We start from the raw sequence: 17,099 nt of genomic DNA, 5'->3' as shown, positions 1-17,099 counted from the left end.
CCCCGCGTGCTGACACTTCACGTCGCCGAGCGGTCCCCGGAGACGGCCGTCCTGGTCGACGGGGCGTTCATCGCCGCCGTCGGCCCGTACGAGGAGCTGGCCGCCGCCGAGCCCCGGGCGAGGGTCCGGCGCTGGCCCGGCATCCTCACCCCGGGGCTGCTGAACCCGTACGGCCCGGAGCTGCTGGAGGCCACCTACCACCCCGACCCGCGCGAGGCCGACGTGCTCGGCACCGAGCCCATCGGCGGGGCGCGGGCGCAGGCGCTCTTCCGCCGCGAACCGGCACGCCTGGGCGCGAGCGCCCGGCGGGGCGTGCAGCGGATGCTGGCGCACGGCACGGTGGCGGTGGCCGGGGAGCTGCGCTCACCGGCCGTGGCCGACGCGGTGCGCCGGGCCGGGCTGGTCGTGGCACAGCGGCCCGACCGTCTCCCGGGGCCGGCGGCGCTGTCCCCGACCCCGCTGATCCTGCTGCCACAGCCGGCTCCCGGCGCCCCGGCCCGCTTCGCCGTGTTCGACGTGGCGGACCGCGCCGAGCTGGTCCGCCGGGGCGCTTCCACCTGTGTGGCGACCGTCATCGCGGGCCGCCTCGTGTTCCGCAGCCGCTGAACGACGCCCTCCCGGCCCTCGCGGGCCGCCCGGAGGTCCTCGCGGACCGCCGGCCACGGCCCCGCGCCCCGCCGTGGCGCGGCCCGGACGGATCCCGGAAAGCCGGGCTGCAACAATGGGCGGGTGACCCGCGCATCCCTGGACAAGCAGCCGCACGAAGTCGCCTCGATGTTCGACAACGTGGCGGAACGGTACGACCTGACGAATGACGTCCTGTCGCTCGGCCAGGACCGCAGATGGCGCAAGGAGGTCGCGAAGGCGGTCGACGCGCGCCCCGCGCAGAAGATCCTGGACCTCGCGGCCGGTACGGCGACCTCCTCGCTGCCGTTCGCGCAGGCGGGCGCGTACGTCGTCCCGTGCGACTTCTCCCTCGGGATGCTCCAGGTCGGCAAGAAGAAGCACCCCTGGCTGCCGATCACGGCCGGCGACGCGACGAAGCTGCCGTTCAAGGACGACACCTTCGACGCCGTCACGATCTCCTTCGGCCTGCGCAACGTGCAGGACACCGACGCCGCCCTGCGCGAGCTGTACCGGGTGACCCGGCCCGGCGGACGCGTCGTGATCTGCGAGTTCTCGCACCCGACGTGGTCGCCCTTCCGGACCGTCTACACCGAGTACCTCATGCGGGCGCTGCCGCCGGTCGCCCGCGCGGTGTCCTCCAACCCGGACGCCTACGTCTACCTCGCCGAGTCCATCCGCGCCTGGCCCGACCAGCCCGCGCTCGCCGAGCGGCTGGCCAAGGCGGGCTGGTCGAAGGTGGCGTGGCGCAACCTCTCCGGCGGGATCGTCGCGCTGCACCGGGGCTTCAAGGCGAGCTGAGCGGCGGCCGCGCGGTCAGCGGCCGGTCATCTCGAACGCGTTGCCCGGCGTGCCGAGTTCGCGCTGGAGGCCGCCCGTCGGCGGCCTCGGCACGCGCGGCTCGCGCACACCCCCGCCGCCCTCGCCCTCACCGAAGTCGAACCACACGTACACCATCGAGTCCGGCGGCACCTCGGCACCGGGCGGCGGGAACTGGCGTACGACGTAGTCGACGACCGTGTGCGGGAAGTCCGGGCGGTCCGGCGCGTGCAGGAACAGGCCGCGCGCCCTTGCCGTTTCGCGCGCGTCCACGGCCATCAGGCCGACCAGGCGCGGAATGCGTACTTCAGATGTTTTGGGTGGTATGTGCACAGATGTCACCCCCAGCGGTACTGGAAGGGTAACTCCGCCATCTGTCACCCGGAAGTGTCATATGGCTTTCTGTGACAGTCAGTTACTGTGAGTCACAGGTCGAGGCGGTAACAGTGCCCCTCCCGCGCCGAGGCGGGCGTCACGAACGTCTCCGCGAGCCGCATGCCCAGGCGCCGGGTGACCGCGATCGAGCGCTCGTTGCGGGCGTCCACCATCGCCACCACCCGCGACACGCCCGCCGACCGCAGCCGTTCGAGAGTCTCCTCGGCGGCGGCCGAGGCGTAGCCCCGGCCCCAGTGCGCCCGGCCGAGCCGCCAGCCGATCTCGATCTCGCCCGCCGGTCCCCAGGCGTGCGGCCACGGCTGGGCGCCGGTGAAGCCGACGACGTCCCCGTCGTCGTCCAGCACCGACCACAGGCAGAAGCCCCGCTCGGCATCGTGCCGGCGCTGGCGCGCGGTGAGTTCCTCGTAGACGGAGAGCTCGGCGGCCCTGCCCCCGTGGAACTCCATCACCTCCGGGTCGGCGAAGACCCGGTGCCAGGCGAACGCGTCCTCGTCGGTGGGCACACGAAGCCGTACTGCGGGGTGAGTTCGGTTCACGGGGCAGCCCTTCAGCCGGGTGATCAATTCTGCTGAATAGACTGCCCATGTCCAGTGCCCGTCGGCACGCAGATTTTTGAACCCTGGGGAGAACCCGCCGTGACCGAGCCCCTCTCCGACAACACCGCCGATGTGATCGTCGTGGGCGCGGGGCCGGCCGGCTCCGCCACCGCGTACCACCTCGCCAAGTCCGGACTCGACGTCCTCCTGCTGGAGAAGACCGAGTTCCCGCGGGAGAAGGTCTGCGGTGACGGCCTCACCCCGCGTGCGGTGAAGCAGCTCGTGGCCATGGGCATCGACATCTCGGAGGAGGCCGGCTGGCTGCGCAACAAGGGTCTGCGCATCATCGGCGGCGGCACCCGGCTCCAGCTCGACTGGCCGGAACTCGCCTCCTTCCCCGACTACGGCCTCGTCCGCAAGCGCGACGACTTCGACGAGCAGCTCGCCCGCAACGCGCAGAAGGCGGGCGCCCGCCTCTACGAGCGCTGCAACGTGACCGGCCCCGTCCTCGACGAGCGCACCGGCCGCATCACCGGCGTGACCGCCAAGCTCGGTGAGGAGAAGCTCGAGGTCACCTTCCGCGCGCCGCTGGTCGTCGCCGCCGACGGCAACTCCACCCGCCTGTCGCTGGCCATGGGCCTGCACCGCCGCGAGGACCGCCCGATGGGCGTCGCGGTGCGCACCTACTTCACCTCGCCCCGCCACGAGGACGACTACCTGGAGTCCTGGCTGGAGCTGTGGGACCGCCGCGGCGCCCAGGACCGGCTGCTGCCCGGCTACGGCTGGATCTTCGGCATGGGCGACGGCACCTCCAACGTGGGCCTCGGCGTGCTCAACACCTCCACCTCCTTCAAGGAGCTGGACTGGCGCGAGGTCCTCAAGGCCTGGTGCGCCTCGATGCCCGAGGACTGGGGCTACACCCCGGAGAACATGACCGGCCCGATCCGCGGCGCCGCCCTGCCGATGGCCTTCAACCGCCAGCCGCACTACACCAAGGGCCTGATGCTGGTCGGCGACGCCGGCGGCCTGGTGAACCCCTTCAACGGCGAGGGCATCGCCTACGCCATGGAGTCCGGCCAGATCGCCGCCGACGTCATCGTCCAGGCCCACGCGCGGGCCACGCCCGCCGGGCGCGAGATCGCCCTCCAGCGCTACCCGCGCGTCCTGAAGGACACCTACGGCGGCTACTACACCCTCGGCCGCGCCTTCGTGAAGCTCATCGGCAACCCGCGGATCATGCAGATCGGCGCCCAGCGCGGTCTCACCCACCCGGTGCTGATGAAGTTCGTCCTCAAGCTCCTCGCGAACCTCACCGACCCGACCGGCGGCGACGCGATGGACCGTGTCATCAACGGCCTGACCAAGGTGGCCCCGAAGGCGTGACCCACGCCGTGCGGGCGGACGGCCGCCCGCACGGCACGGATCCCGTCAGGACCGGCGCAGCTCCGCGGCCCTGGCGGCCCGGCGGGCGAACACCTCGTCCCGCCGGTCGGTCATCTGCCGCAGCGCCTCCCTGCGGTCCTTGCGGGAGAGCCGGTCCAGATAGACGTGCCCCGCGGTGTGGTCGGTCTCGTGCGCCAGGCAGCGCGCGAAGTACCCCGTGCCCTCGATGACGAGCGGGGCGCCGTCCCTGTCCTGCCCGCGCACCACGGCACGGTCCGGGCGCGGCAGGGCCATCACGGCGCCGGGCACCGACAGGCACCCCTCGTCCTCGTCGAGCAGCCGCCGCGCGCCGGACGTCTCCTCCAGCACCGGATTGACGAGGTGCCCGACGTGGCGGACCCCGTCGTCGTCGGGGCAGTCGTACACGAAGACCCTCAGGCCGACACCCACCTGATTGGCCGCCAGACCGGCCCCCTCCGCGACGTACATGGTGAGGAACAGGTCGTCGATGAGCGCGGCGAGGTCGGGCCCGAACTCCGTGACGTCCCGGCAGGGCCGGTGCAGGACCTCCTCACCGGTCTCGGTGATCCGGCGCACCGCGCCGCGCGCCGCCTCGGGGGCGAGACGGGGGTAGTGGCCGGCGGGGTTTCCCTGGACGAACACGCGTGGCATCGCGCGGTCTCCTTCGCTCGGGTGCGGACCGCCGGGCGGCGGCCCGTGCCGAGCATGGCAGCGCGAGCCCGCGCGGCACGCCGGGAACGCGGCGAACACCCGGAGCGCGCCGGGAGGTCGGCAAGAGCCGGGGGCCGGGAGGGCCGGGGGCGGAGAGAGCCCGGAGGGCGGGGAGAGCCGGGAGGGCGGGGAGAGCCCGGAGAGCCGGGAGGGCGGGGAACGCCGTCAGGGCCGCCGCCCCCGAGGGGGCCGCGGCCCTGAACGTGCCTGTGCGGCGCGCTGAGCGCTCAGAGCACCCGCACGGCGCCGGTCGGCGGGTCGTACGACAGCGGCTTCTCCACGATGCCCGTGGAGGGGTTCTGGGCGCCGACGAACATGCCGTCACCGACGTACACCGCCACGTGGTACGCGCTGCCCGCACTGCCCCAGTAGAGGATGTCGCCCGGCTGAAGGTTGCTCAGCGACACCTGGGTGCCCGCGGTCGACTGGTCCTGGGAGACGCGCGGCAGGCTGATGTTCACCTGCTTGAAGGCCGTCTGCACCAGACCGGAGCAGTCGTAGGCGGAGGGACCGGTGGCGCCGGAGACGTAGGCCTTGCCGATCTGCGCCTTCACGAACGAGATGACCGCCGCGGCCGAACCGGTCGCCGTGGACGAGCCGGTGGAGGACGAGGAGCCGATGCCGGTGGACGCCGAGGCGGAGAGCGTCGTGCGCTCCGTGCTGCGCGAGGCGCGTGCGGCGGCCTCCCTGCGGGCGTCCTCCTGGGCCTTCTTCTTGGCGTCGGCGGCCTTCTGGCGGGCCTCCGCGAGGTCGGCCTTGGCCTGCTTCGCGGCGTTCGCCGCGGCCGCGTCACGCTCGGCCTGCAGCTCGTAGTTCGCGGCGGCCAGCTGGGTGGCGTCCGCGGACTGGGCGACCTGAGTGGCCACGTCGGCCGTCAGGGTGGGCAGTTCGAGGGTCTGCGTCACGGGCTCGGCCGCGTTGGCCGAACCTGCAGCCCCGGCGACTGCCAGGGTGCTGAGGACGCCACCGGCAACTCCGGCCCGCATCGCGATGGTCGACGCGCTGCGGCGGGGCTTCCGGTGGCTGCGTATGTGAGCGGTGTGGGACATGGGAACAACCGGTATCAGGGGCTCCTTCATATCTACAAGAAACGTGTGCTGCGCCACAATTGCTCAACGGAGTCTCAGAATCCCGGGCGTGTCGCTCTTTATTGACGCCGTAACGGACATAGCGGACCGGCCTCAATGGGCTCTTGATCACGGTCTTTGATCATTAAGTCCGAATTGCCCCGTGCCTACCATTCGTTGGGATGGATGGCCAAGTCCGGCTTTCCGGCGGCACTCCGCGGTGTGGCGGAGGTCACGGAACGGCCACCGGAAGGCCGGCGTCCCGCGCGTGGCGACTTCGTGAACGCGTGCACGCGCCCGGCGCGCGTCCACATCGCACCCCGGACGTCCCCCCGATGTGTGAACGGGGGTCTCTATCAAGACAGTGACCCTGGCGCCAATTTGCATGCAGGGGAACCCTCTTGATATGGAGACGCCCCCTCCGGCCTGCGACGACGAGCGAAATTGTCACTTCTGGTGATCAGCTGAACGCTTCGCGTACGAAGATCACCCCTCATCCGGCTTCATGATCCTTCGTCAGGTGGTGGAGATCACAAAGCTTGTGGAATACCCCGTGTCGCAGATCACAGAGCGGCGGGCATAAGATGCGAGGCAGTTGGGCTTGTGACCTGCTTCACATGTTCTCGATCTTCGTCGGTACCAGCGGGGCTCGTGGGGCGCGTGAGGCGGAAGCGAACCCACTGTCCGCCACCAGTCAGTGCCGACTGAGAGGAGCGAGGAGCGGTGAACGCGTATGCGCCCATCCTCGTACTGGGAGCCCTCGGGGCAGGCTTTGCGATCTTCTCCGTGGTCATGGCCACGCTGATCGGTCCGAAGCGGTACAACCGCGCCAAGCTCGACGCCTATGAATGCGGCATCGAGCCGACCCCCACGCCGGCCGGCGGCGGGCGCTTTCCCATCAAGTACTACCTGACGGCGATGCTCTTCATCGTCTTCGACATCGAGATCGTCTTCCTCTACCCCTGGGCCGTCACCTTCGACGCCCTGGGGATCTTCGGGCTCGTGGAGATGCTGCTCTTCGTGCTCACCGTCTTCGTCGCGTACGCGTACGTATGGCGGCGCGGCGGCCTGGAATGGGACTGAGGGGCCTTTAACGACATGGGACTCGAAGAAAAGCTGCCGAGCGGCTTCCTGCTGACCACCGTGGAGCAGGCCGCGGGCTGGGTGCGCAAGGCGTCCGTCTTCCCGGCCACCTTCGGCCTGGCCTGCTGCGCCATCGAGATGATGACCACCGGCGCCGGCCGTTACGACCTCGCCCGCTTCGGCATGGAGGTCTTCCGCGGCTCACCGCGCCAGGCCGACCTGATGATCGTCGCGGGCCGGGTCAGCCAGAAGATGGCGCCGGTGCTGCGCCAGGTCTACGACCAGATGCCCGACCCCAAGTGGGTGATCTCCATGGGCGTCTGCGCCTCCTCGGGCGGCATGTTCAACAACTACGCGATCGTCCAGGGCGTCGACCACATCGTCCCCGTCGACATCTATCTCCCCGGCTGCCCGCCCCGCCCCGAGATGCTGATCGACGCGATCCTCAAGCTCCACCAGAAGATCCAGTCCTCCAAGCTCGGCGTCAACGCCGAGGAAGCCGCCCGCGAGGCGGAGGAGGCGGCGCTCAAGGCCCTGCCCACGATCGAGATGAAGGGGCTGCTGCGGTGAGCGACGGACACGGCACCAACGGCGCGAACCCCGAGAAGGACCTCTCCGCGTCCAACCTCCCCGGCCAGCGCGGCCAGGGCGGCGAGGAGATCCGCGTCCAGCACGGGATGTTCGGCGCCAACAACGGAGGGGACACCTCCGGCTACGGCGGACTGGTCCGCTCCGTCCGCCTCCCGGGACCGTCGGTCCGCCCCTACGGCGGCTGGTTCGACGAGGTCGCCGACGAGCTGGAGGGCGCCCTGGAGGAACAGGGGCTCCTGCCCGCGAACGCCATCGGCAGGACGGTCGTCGACCGCGGCGAGATCACCTTCCACATCGAGCGGGAGCACCTGGTCCGCGTCGCCCGCACCCTGCGCGACGACCCGGCCCTGCGCTTCGAGCTGTGCACCGGCGTCAGCGGCGTGCACTACCCGCACGACAAGGGCCGCGAGCTGCACGCCGTCTACCACCTGCGCTCGATCACCCACAACCGGCTGATCCGCCTGGAGGTCAGCGCCCCGGACGCCGACCCGCACATCCCGTCCCTGGTCCCGGTCTACCCGACCAACGACTGGCACGAGCGCGAGACCTACGACTTCTTCGGGATCGTCTTCGACGGCCACCCGGCCCTGACGCGGATCATGATGCCGGACGACTGGCAGGGCCACCCGCAGCGCAAGGACTACCCGCTCGGCGGCGTCGCCGTCGAGTACAAGGGCGCCCAGATCCCGGCTCCGGACCAGCGGAGGTCGTACTCGTGAGCACGCAGTCAGCATCGTCCCGCGAAACCACCGAGGGCACGGTCTACACCGTCACCGGCGGCGACTGGGACGAGGTCGTCCAGTCGGCGGCCCGCGCCGACGACGAGCGCATCGTCGTCAACATGGGTCCTCAGCACCCGTCCACCCATGGAGTGCTCCGTCTGATCCTGGAGATCGACGGCGAGACGGTCACCGAGGCCCGCTGCGGCATCGGCTACCTGCACACCGGCATCGAGAAGAACCTCGAGTTCCGCACGTGGACGCAGGGCACCACCTTCGTCACGCGCATGGACTACCTGACGTCCTTCTTCAACGAGACCGCCTACTGTCTCGCCGTCGAGAAGCTCCTCGGCATCGAGGACGAGGTCCCCGACCGCGCCCAGATCGTCCGGGTCCTCCTGATGGAGCTGAACCGGCTCTCCTCCCACCTGGTGTGCATCGCCACCGGCGGCATGGAACTCGGCTCCACCACGATCATGATCTACGGGTTCCGCGACCGCGAGATGATCCTCGACCTCTACGAGCTCATCACCGGCCTGCGCATGAACCACGCCTACATCCGGCCCGGCGGACTCGCCCAGGACCTGCCGCCCGGCGCGGTGGACCGGATCCGCGAGTTCGTGAAGACGATGAAGAAGAACCTCCCGGAGTACGACAAGCTCGCCACCGGGAACCCCATCTTCAAGGCCCGCATGCAGGACGTCGGCTATCTCGACCTGGCCGGCTGCATGGCCCTCGGCGCGACCGGCCCGATCCTGCGCTCCACCGGCCTCCCGCACGACCTGCGCAAGGCCCAGCCGTACTGCGGCTACGAGACGTACGACTTCGACGTCCCGACCGCCGACACCTGCGACTCCTACGGGCGCTTCCTGATCCGCCTGGAGGAGATGCGCCAGTCGCTCAGGATCGTCGAACAGTGCCTGGACCGGCTCCAGCCCGGACCGGTCATGGTCGCCGACAAGAAGATCGCCTGGCCCGCCCAGCTCGCCCTGGGCCCGGACGGACTCGGCAACTCCCTCGACCACATCAAGAAGATCATGGGCACCTCCATGGAGGCCCTGATCCACCACTTCAAGCTGGTCACCGAGGGCTTCCGGGTACCGCCGGGACAGGCCTACGTGGCCGTCGAGTCGCCCAAGGGCGAACTCGCCGCGCACGCCGTCTCCGACGGCGGCACCCGTCCCTACCGGGTCCACTTCCGCGACCCGTCCTTCACCAACCTGCAGGCCATGGCGGCCATGTGCGAAGGCGGCCAGGTCGCCGACGTCATCGTCGCCGTGGCGTCCATCGACCCCGTGATGGGAGGCGTCGACCGGTGACCACCTCTTCTTCGGAGCGGGGCGTCAGCCTGGGCATGCCCGAACTGCCCGCGCCCGCGTACCCGGACGACGTCCGGACCAGGCTGGAGGCGGACGCGCGCGACGTGATCGCCCGCTACCCCGACTCCCGTTCGGCCCTGCTGCCGCTGCTCCACCTCGTGCAGTCGGAGGAGGGCCACGTCACGCGCACCGGGATGAAGTTCTGCGCGGACGTGCTCGGCCTGACCACCGCCGAGGTCACCGCGGTGGCCACCTTCTACACCATGTACCGGCGCAAGCCGTCCGGTGACTACCAGGTGGGGGTGTGCACCAACACGCTCTGCGCGGTGATGGGCGGCGACGCGATCTTCGAGACCCTCCAGGAGCACCTGGGTGTCGGCAACGGCGGCACCACCGAGGACGGCTCGGTCACCCTGGAGCACATCGAGTGCAACGCGGCCTGCGACTTCGCGCCGGTCGTGATGGTCAACTGGGAGTTCTTCGACAACCAGACGCCGGCGAGCGCCAAGGGCCTGGTCGACGACCTGCGCGCGGGACGCCCCGTCGAACCCACGCGCGGGGCGCGCCTGTGCACCTTCAAGGAGACCGCCCGCATCCTGGCGGGCTTCCCCGACGAGCGGCCCGGGGCCGTCGAGGAGAGCGTCAGCGCGGGCCCCGCCTCGCTGGTGGGCCTCCGCCTGGCCAGGGGAGAGGCCGCACCCGCGCGCGTGGTGCATCCGCGAGACGGCGGACCGCACGACGAGCCCCACGCGGCGGCGCACGAGCCGTCGCCGACCGAACACCTCAGCTCGCACGACGCGCCGCTGGACACGTCGGCCTCCGATCCCTCCCACCCGGCAGGCCCGACCGCAGAGGAGGGGGAGTGATGACGGTGGCAGCCGAACTCAAGGACACGAGCCCCGAGAAGCTGCTCGCACCCGTGCTGTCGGCCTTCTGGGACGAGGACCGGTCCTGGACCCTGGACGTCTACCGCAGGCACGAGGGGTACGAGGGGCTGCGCAAGGCGCTCGCCATGTCGCCCGACGACCTGATCGCGTACGTCAAGGACTCCGGTCTGCGCGGGCGCGGCGGCGCGGGATTCCCGACGGGGATGAAGTGGCAGTTCATCCCCCAGGGCGATGGGAAACCGCACTATCTGGTTGTCAACGCCGACGAATCGGAGCCCGGGACCTGCAAGGACATCCCGCTCCTCTTCGCGAACCCGCACAGCCTCGTCGAGGGCATGATCATCGCGTGCTACGCGATCAGGTCGTCGCACGCCTTCATCTATCTGCGGGGCGAGGTCGTCCCCGTACTGCGGCGGCTGCACGAGGCCGTACGCGAGGCGTACGAGGCCGGCTACCTCGGCGAGAACATCCTGGGCAGCGGACTCGACCTCGACATCACCGTGCACGCCGGCGCCGGCGCGTACATCTGCGGTGAGGAGACCGCGCTGCTCGACTCGCTCGAAGGGCGCCGCGGCCAGCCGCGACTGCGTCCTCCCTTCCCTGCGGTGGAAGGCCTCTACGCCTGCCCCACCGTGGTGAACAACGTCGAGTCGATCGCGTCGGTTCCCGCCATCCTGAACCACGGCAAGGAATGGTTCAGGTCGATGGGCAGCGAGAAGTCGCCCGGCTTCACGCTCTACTCGCTCAGCGGCCACGTCACGAGCCCCGGCCAGTACGAGGCCCCGCTCGGCATCACGCTCCGCCAGCTCCTCGACATGAGCGGCGGCATGCGCCCCGGACACCGCCTCAAGTTCTGGACCCCGGGCGGCTCCTCGACGCCGATGTTCACCGACGAGCACCTCGACGTGCCCCTCGACTACGAGGGCGTCGGCGCCGCGGGCTCCATGCTCGGCACCAAGGCCCTGCAGTGCTTTGACGAGACGACCTGCGTGGTGCGGGCGGTCACCCGCTGGACCGAGTTCTACGCCCACGAGTCCTGCGGCAAGTGCACACCCTGCCGTGAAGGGACCTACTGGCTGGTGCAGTTGCTGCGCGACATCGAGGCCGGCAAGGGCGCCATGTCCGACCTCGACAAGCTCGCCGACATCGCCGACAACATCAACGGCAAGTCCTTCTGCGCCCTCGGCGACGGCGCGGCCTCACCGATCTTCTCCTCGCTGAAGTACTTCCGCGAGGAGTACGAGCAGCACATCACGGGCCGGGGCTGTCCCTTCGACCCGGCCAAGTCGACGGCCTGGGCGGACCGCCCGGAGGTGAACGCATGACCGTGACCACCAGTTCTCCCTCCGGAGGGGGAGAGGCGGCGGTCCCGCCGGAGGACCTCGTCACGCTGACGATCGACGGCGCGGAACTCAGTGTGCCCAAGGGCACCCTGGTCATCCGTGCCGCCGAACAGCTCGGCATCGAGATCCCGCGGTTCTGCGACCACCCCCTCCTCGCCCCCGCCGGTGCCTGCCGCCAGTGCATCGTGGAGGTCGAGGGCCAGCGCAAGCCGATGGCGTCCTGCACCATCACGTGCACGGACGGCATGGTGGTGAAGACCCAGCTCACCTCCCCGGCCGCCGAGAAGGCCCAGCACGGGGTGATGGAGCTGCTGCTCATCAACCACCCGCTGGACTGCCCGGTCTGCGACAAGGGCGGCGAGTGCCCGCTGCAGAACCAGGCCATGTCGCACGGCAACGCCGATTCCCGCTTCGAGGGCCGCAAGCGGACCTACGAGAAGCCCGTACCGATCTCCACCCAGGTGCTGCTCGACCGCGAGCGGTGCGTGCTGTGCGCCCGCTGCACCCGCTTCTCCCAGCAGATCGCGGGCGACCCGATGATCGAACTGGTCGAGCGGGGCGCGCTCCAGCAGGTCGGCACCGGCGAGGGCGACCCCTTCGAGTCGTACTTCTCCGGCAACACCATCCAGATCTGCCCGGTCGGCGCGCTCACCTCCGCCGCCTACCGGTTCCGCTCCCGCCCCTTCGACCTGATCTCCTCGCCGTCGGTGTGCGAGCACTGCTCGGGCGGCTGCGCGACGCGCACCGACCACCGGCGCGGCAAGGTCATGCGGCGCCTCGCCGCGAACGACCCCGAGGTCAACGAGGAGTGGATCTGCGACAAGGGACGCTTCGCGTTCCGGTACGCGCAGCTCAGGGACCGCGTCGACACGCCGCTGGTGCGCAACGCCGAGGGCGTCCTGGAGCCCGCCTCCTGGCCCGAGGCACTGGAGGCGGCCGCGCGCGGACTCACCGCCGCCCGCTCCCGCGCCGGTGTCCTCACCGGCGGCCGGCTGACGGTCGAGGACGCGTACGCGTACAGCAAGTTCGCGCGCGTCGCCCTCGACACCAACGACATCGACTTCCGCGCGCGCGTGCACAGCGTGGAGGAGGCCGACTTCCTGGCGTCCCGGGTCGCCGGCCGCGGCCGGGACCTGGACGGCACCGGTGTCACCTACACCCTGCTGGAGAAGGCCCCCGCGGTCCTGCTGGCCGGGTTCGAGTCGGAGGAGGAGGCGCCCGGCGTCTTCCTGCGGCTGCGCAAGGCCTGGCGGGCGCACAAGCAGCGGGTGTTCGCGCTCGCCACGCACGCCACCCGGGGCCTGGAGAAGGCGGGCGGCACGCTGCTGCCGGCCGCTCCCGGCACCGAGACCGAGTGGCTGGACGCCCTCGCCGGCGGTGTGGGCCTGGACGAGCCCGGCACCCGGGCCGCCGAGGCGCTGCGGGCCGACGGCTCGGTGATCGTCGTGGGCGAACGGCTCGCCGCCGTCGCCGGAGGCCTCACCGCCGCCGTGCGCGCGGCCGCCGCGACCGGCGCCCGGCTGGTGTGGATCCCGAGGCGGGCCGGTGAGCGCGGCGCCGTCGAGGTGGGCGCGCTGCCGTCGCTGCTGCCGGGCGGCCGCCCCGCGACCGACCCGCGCGCGCGGGAGGAGGTCGCCGCCGCCTGGGGGCTGGCCGAACTGCCCCTGCGCCACGGCCGCGACACCCACCACATCATCGAGGCCGCGGCGACGGGCGAACTGTCCGCGCTGGTCGTCGCCGGTGTGGAGGTCGCCGACCTGCCCGACCCGGCACGCGCGCGCGAGGCGCTCGACTCCGTCGGCTTCCTGGTGTCGCTGGAGCAGCGCCCCGGCGAGGTCACCGAGCGCGCCGACGTCGTCCTGCCGGTCGCCGCCGTCGCCGAGAAGGCCGGCACCTTCCTGAACTGGGAAGGCAGGGTCCGCTTCTTCGAGGCCGCCCTCAAGCCCGACCAGATGACCCGCCGGCTCGCCCCCGCCGACGCGCGCGTGCTCCAGATGCTCGCCGACGCCATGGACGTCCACCTGGGCCTGCCGGACCTGCGCACCACGCGCGCGGAGATCGACCGGCTCGGCTCCTGGGACGGCCCGAAGGCCACCGAGCCCATGGAGAGCGGCGGCGCGCCGCCCCGGCCCGCCGCGGGCGAGGCCGTGCTCGCCGGTCACCGCCTGCTGCTCGACCAGGGCGTCCTCCAGCAGGGCGACGAGGCGCTCGCCGGCACCCGGCACGCCGCACGCGCGCGCGTGTCGGCGGCGACGGCCGCCGAGGCGGGCGTCGGGGACGGCGGCCTGCTCGCCGTCACCGGCCCGGCCGGCACGACCGAACTCCCGCTCCAGATCACCGAGATGCCGGACCGCGTGGTCTGGCTCCCGCTGAACTCCGCCGGCAGGGGTGTCGCCTCCGACACCGGCGCGCAGCCCGGCTCCCTCGTCCGCATCGGCCCGGCGGCATCCGCCGACACGGCCCCCAAGGAGGTGGAGGCATGAGCCCGTACCTCGCCGCTGAAGACCTCTCGATGTTCGGCCGCGACCCCTGGTGGCTGGTCGTCATCAAGGCCGTGTTCTGCTTCGCCTTCCTGATGCTGACCGTGCTGCTCTCGATCGTGTGGGAGCGCAAGGTCGTCGCCTGGATGCAGCTGCGCATCGGCCCCAACCGGCACGGCCCCTGGGGCATGCTCCAGTCGCTCGCCGACGGCGTGAAGCTGATGCTCAAGGAAGACGTCGTCGTCAAACGCGCGGACAAGGTGGTCTACGTCCTCGCGCCGATCATCGCGGCCATCCCGGCCTGCATGGCGATCGCGGTCATCCCCTTCGGCCCCGCCGACAACGAGATCTCGATCTTCGGCCACCGCACCGCGATGCAGCTCACCGACCTGCCGATCGCGATGCTCTACATCCTCGCGGTCGCCTCCGTCGGCATCTACGGCATCGTCCTCGCCGGCTGGAGCTCCGGATCCACCTATCCGCTGCTGGGCGGCCTGCGTTCCTGCGCCCAGATGATCTCGTACGAGATCGCGATGGGCGCCTCGTTCGCCTCGGTGTTCCTCTACTCGGGGTCGATGTCGACGTCGACGATCGTCGAGCAGCAGCACGACCGCTGGTACATCCTGCTGCTGCCGGTGTCGTTCATCCTCTACATCATCACGATGGTGGGCGAGACCAACCGCGCCCCCTTCGACATGCCGGAGTCCGAGGGCGACCTGGTCGGCGGCTTCAACACCGAGTACTCCTCGATCAAGTTCGCGCTGTTCATGCTCGCCGAGTACATGAACATGGTGACGGTCTCGGCGGTCTCGGCCACCCTCTTCCTCGGCGGCTGGCGGGCCCCCTGGCCGATCAGCACCTTCTGGGAGGGCGCCAACCACGGCTGGTGGCCGATGCTGTGGTTCGTCATCAAGGTGCAGCTGCTGCTCTTCTTCTTCATCTGGCTGCGCGGCACCCTGCCCCGCGTCCGCTACGACCAGCTGATGAAGCTCGGCTGGAAGGTCCTCATCCCGGTCTCCGTCACCTGGCTGATGCTCGTCGCGACCGTCCGGGCCCTGCGCAACGAGAACTACGACTTCGCCGACATCGCCCTCTACGTCGGCGGCGGTGTCCTCGCCCTGCTGCTCGTCTCCTTCGTCGCCGACATGTTCCGCGACAAGGCGAAGGCGGACCGGCAGCCCACCGCACAGGAGACCGGATTCGACCCCATGGCGGGCGGGTTCCCCGTGCCGCCCCTGCCCGGACAGGAACTGCCCGCCGTTCCCAGGCGCCGCCCGCGCCGCGACCGGGAGCTGATCGCCAGTGGCGGGCCGGACACTGTCAGTGACGGAACTTCGGATGGAAAGGAGGCGTCCGATGGCTGAGGAGCCACAGGAGACCGCGCAGACGAAGCCCGGCTTCCAGAACCCCGTGGCCGGCTTCGGCGTGACCTTCAAGGCCATGTTCAAGAAGCGGCTGACCGAGCAGTACCCGGAGCAGCAGAAGACCACGGCTCCGCGGTTCCACGGACGGCACCAGCTCAACCGCCATCCGGACGGGCTGGAGAAGTGCGTCGGCTGCGAGCTGTGCGCCTGGGCCTGCCCCGCCGACGCCATCTACGTGGAGGGCGCCGACAACACCGACGATGAGCGCTACTCGCCGGGCGAGCGGTACGGCCGCGTCTACCAGATCAACTACGCCCGCTGCATCCTGTGCGGCCTGTGCATCGAGGCCTGCCCCACGCGCGCGCTGACGATGACCAACGAGTTCGAACTGGCCGACTCCAGCCGCGCGAACCTCATCTACACCAAGGAGCAGCTGCTCGCCGGACTGGAGGAGGGGATGGTCGACACGCCCCACGCGATCTTCCCGGGCACCGACGAGCAGGACTACTACCGGGGCCTCGTGACGGAGGCCGCGCCGGGGACCGAGCGCCAGGTCGCCCGCTCCAAGGGCGAGAAGCCCGAGGACGAGGGGGTGGACGCATGAGCGCGCAGCTCGCGGCCGCGGCCACTCTCTCCGCCGGCACCTCCACCGGTGAGGCCTTCCAGTTCTGGATCCTCGGCACGGTCGCGGTGATCGGCGCCCTGTGCACCGTCTTCATGAAGAAGGCCGTGCACAGCGCCCTCTGCCTGGCCGGGACCATGATCGTGCTCGCGGTGTTCTACCTCGCCAACGGCGCCTATTTCCTGGGCGTCGTGCAGGTCGTCGTCTACACCGGCGCGATCATGATGCTCTTCCTGTTCGTGGTGATGCTCGTCGGCGTGACGGCCGCGGACTCGCTGAAGGAGACCATCAAGGGCCAGCGCTGGCTGGCCCTGCTGTGCGGGCTCGGCTTCGGCGTCCTGCTGTTCGCCGGCATCGCGAACGCCTCCCTGAAGGAGTTCGACGGAGCCGGCCAGGCGAACGCGGGCGGCAACGTGGAGGGCCTCGCGGCACTCATCTTCACCAAGTACGTCTTCGCCTTCGAGATCACCGGCGCCCTGCTCATCACGGCGGCCGTCGGCGCCATGGTGCTCACGCACCGCGAGCGCACCGAGCGCGCCATGACCCAGCGGGAGCTGTCCGAGCAGCGCGTCCGCGAGGGCCGGCACGTTCCGCCGCTGCCCGCCCCCGGCGTCTACGCCCGGCACAACGCGGTCGACATCGCCGGCCTGCTGCCCGACGGCACCCCGTCGGACCTGACCGTCAGCCAGACGCTGCGCGCGCGTGGCCAGATCCGTGACGTGTCCGCGCAGGCGCTGGACGACCTGAAGGCCCTGGAACAGCGCTCCGAGGAACGTCTGGAGCGGATCCCGTCCGAGCAGGCGGCGTTCGAGCGGTCCGAGGAGGCGTCGAAGTGAATCCCGTCAACTACCTCTACCTCTCGGCCTTGTTGTTCACCATCGGCGCGACCGGGGTGCTGATCCGGCGCAACGCGATCGTCGTGTTCATGTGCATCGAGCTCATGCTCAACGCCTGCAACCTCGCGTTCGTCGTCTTCTCCCGGATGCACGGCAACCTCGACGGCCAGATCATCGCCTTCTTCACGATGGTCGTCGCCGCCGCGGAGGTCGTGGTGGGCCTCGCGATCATCGTGTCGCTGTTCCGCACCCGCCACTCGGCCTCGGTCGACGACGCCAGCCTGATGAAGCTGTAAGG

At 70.6% G+C, this 17,099-nt stretch carries 18 protein-coding genes; 14 read left to right on the top strand and 4 right to left on the bottom strand.

Going from position 1 to position 17,099, the window contains the following annotated elements; genetic code table 11:
- Positions 1 to 6: 6 nt before the first annotated feature.
- Both ACIPRD_RS05010 and ACIPRD_RS05005 read left to right on the top strand, forming a co-directional pair.
- Entirely contained in the window at positions 7 to 606 is a 600-nt protein-coding gene (locus tag ACIPRD_RS05010) for a hypothetical protein (RefSeq protein WP_356401073.1), read from the top strand.
- Between the two features lie 123 nt (positions 607 to 729).
- Positions 730 to 1,425 (top strand): demethylmenaquinone methyltransferase, encoded by a 696-nt coding sequence (locus ACIPRD_RS05005; protein WP_356401071.1) that lies wholly within the window; start codon positions 730 to 732, stop codon positions 1,423 to 1,425.
- Positions 1,426 to 1,440: 15 nt separating this feature from the next.
- On the opposite strand, the gene ACIPRD_RS05000 is transcribed toward ACIPRD_RS05005, so the two are convergent.
- Both ACIPRD_RS05000 and ACIPRD_RS04995 read right to left on the bottom strand, forming a co-directional pair.
- Positions 1,441 to 1,776 (bottom strand): PASTA domain-containing protein, encoded by a 336-nt coding sequence (locus ACIPRD_RS05000; RefSeq protein WP_356401069.1) that lies wholly within the window; start codon positions 1,774 to 1,776, stop codon positions 1,441 to 1,443.
- Between the two features lie 92 nt (positions 1,777 to 1,868).
- A complete protein-coding gene (locus tag ACIPRD_RS04995; protein WP_401559877.1) occupies positions 1,869 to 2,402 on the bottom strand; it encodes a GNAT family N-acetyltransferase in 534 nt (177 codons plus the stop codon).
- Between the two features lie 72 nt (positions 2,403 to 2,474).
- Here ACIPRD_RS04995 and ACIPRD_RS04990 point away from each other — a divergent pair, with 72 nt between their 5' ends.
- Positions 2,475 to 3,758 (top strand): geranylgeranyl reductase family protein, encoded by a 1,284-nt coding sequence (locus tag ACIPRD_RS04990; protein ID WP_356401065.1) that lies wholly within the window; start codon positions 2,475 to 2,477, stop codon positions 3,756 to 3,758.
- 45 nt (positions 3,759 to 3,803) lie between these two features.
- On the opposite strand, the gene def is transcribed toward ACIPRD_RS04990, so the two are convergent.
- Together def and ACIPRD_RS04980 are read right to left on the bottom strand one after the other, a co-directional pair.
- Positions 3,804 to 4,430 (bottom strand): peptide deformylase, encoded by a 627-nt coding sequence (gene def, locus ACIPRD_RS04985; RefSeq protein ID WP_356401063.1) that lies wholly within the window; start codon positions 4,428 to 4,430, stop codon positions 3,804 to 3,806.
- A gap of 287 nt (positions 4,431 to 4,717) precedes the next feature.
- Positions 4,718 to 5,539: a C40 family peptidase gene (locus ACIPRD_RS04980; protein ID WP_356401061.1), complete on the bottom strand. Its 822-nt coding sequence runs from the start codon at positions 5,537 to 5,539 to the stop codon at positions 4,718 to 4,720.
- A 741-nt stretch (positions 5,540 to 6,280) separates the two neighbouring features.
- Between ACIPRD_RS04980 and ACIPRD_RS04975 the strand changes: the two genes are divergently transcribed.
- From ACIPRD_RS04975 to nuoK, 11 genes are read left to right on the top strand one after another with little or no spacing between them, the layout of a single operon-like run.
- Positions 6,281 to 6,640 (top strand): NADH-quinone oxidoreductase subunit A, encoded by a 360-nt coding sequence (locus ACIPRD_RS04975; RefSeq protein ID WP_053654533.1) that lies wholly within the window; start codon positions 6,281 to 6,283, stop codon positions 6,638 to 6,640.
- Positions 6,641 to 6,655: 15 nt separating this feature from the next.
- Positions 6,656 to 7,210 (top strand): NADH-quinone oxidoreductase subunit B family protein, encoded by a 555-nt coding sequence (locus ACIPRD_RS04970; protein WP_356401058.1) that lies wholly within the window; start codon positions 6,656 to 6,658, stop codon positions 7,208 to 7,210.
- The gene (locus ACIPRD_RS04965) at positions 7,207 to 7,950 is read left to right on the top strand and encodes an NADH-quinone oxidoreductase subunit C (protein WP_356401056.1); all 744 of its coding nucleotides are present in this window, start codon (positions 7,207 to 7,209) and stop codon (positions 7,948 to 7,950) included. Before ACIPRD_RS04970 ends, ACIPRD_RS04965 begins: the two co-directional genes overlap by 4 nt.
- Positions 7,947 to 9,269, top strand: coding sequence for an NADH-quinone oxidoreductase subunit D (locus ACIPRD_RS04960; protein ID WP_356401054.1), 1,323 nt, complete (start codon positions 7,947 to 7,949; stop codon positions 9,267 to 9,269). Before ACIPRD_RS04965 ends, ACIPRD_RS04960 begins: the two co-directional genes overlap by 4 nt.
- Positions 9,266 to 10,135: an NADH-quinone oxidoreductase subunit NuoE gene (gene nuoE, locus ACIPRD_RS04955; protein WP_356401052.1), complete on the top strand. Its 870-nt coding sequence runs from the start codon at positions 9,266 to 9,268 to the stop codon at positions 10,133 to 10,135. The genes ACIPRD_RS04960 and nuoE overlap by 4 nt, the downstream gene beginning before the upstream one ends.
- On the top strand, positions 10,132 to 11,481 hold the full coding sequence (nuoF, locus tag ACIPRD_RS04950; RefSeq protein WP_356401050.1) for an NADH-quinone oxidoreductase subunit NuoF: 1,350 nt from the start codon (positions 10,132 to 10,134) through the stop codon (positions 11,479 to 11,481). The genes nuoE and nuoF overlap by 4 nt, the downstream gene beginning before the upstream one ends.
- A complete protein-coding gene (locus ACIPRD_RS04945) occupies positions 11,478 to 13,982 on the top strand; it encodes an NADH-quinone oxidoreductase subunit G (protein ID WP_356401048.1) in 2,505 nt (834 codons plus the stop codon). Before nuoF ends, ACIPRD_RS04945 begins: the two co-directional genes overlap by 4 nt.
- On the top strand, positions 13,979 to 15,343 hold the full coding sequence (gene nuoH, locus ACIPRD_RS04940; protein WP_356401046.1) for an NADH-quinone oxidoreductase subunit NuoH: 1,365 nt from the start codon (positions 13,979 to 13,981) through the stop codon (positions 15,341 to 15,343). Before ACIPRD_RS04945 ends, nuoH begins: the two co-directional genes overlap by 4 nt.
- Entirely contained in the window at positions 15,336 to 15,947 is a 612-nt protein-coding gene (nuoI, locus tag ACIPRD_RS04935) for an NADH-quinone oxidoreductase subunit NuoI (RefSeq protein WP_401559867.1), read from the top strand. Before nuoH ends, nuoI begins: the two co-directional genes overlap by 8 nt.
- Complete coding sequence (locus ACIPRD_RS04930) at positions 15,944 to 16,801, top strand: NADH-quinone oxidoreductase subunit J (RefSeq protein ID WP_401559865.1); 858 nt, start codon at positions 15,944 to 15,946, stop codon at positions 16,799 to 16,801. The genes nuoI and ACIPRD_RS04930 overlap by 4 nt, the downstream gene beginning before the upstream one ends.
- Positions 16,798 to 17,097 (top strand): NADH-quinone oxidoreductase subunit NuoK, encoded by a 300-nt coding sequence (gene nuoK / locus ACIPRD_RS04925; RefSeq protein WP_066995480.1) that lies wholly within the window; start codon positions 16,798 to 16,800, stop codon positions 17,095 to 17,097. The genes ACIPRD_RS04930 and nuoK overlap by 4 nt, the downstream gene beginning before the upstream one ends.
- The last annotated feature ends 2 nt before the right edge of the window (positions 17,098 to 17,099 follow it).

The organism is Streptomyces sp. NPDC090108 (assembly GCF_044747185.1).
Lineage (GTDB): Bacteria > Actinomycetota > Actinomycetes > Streptomycetales > Streptomycetaceae > Streptomyces.
The sequence above is the reverse complement of the archived record's forward strand: the minus strand, read 5'-3'. Positions and strand labels throughout refer to the sequence as shown.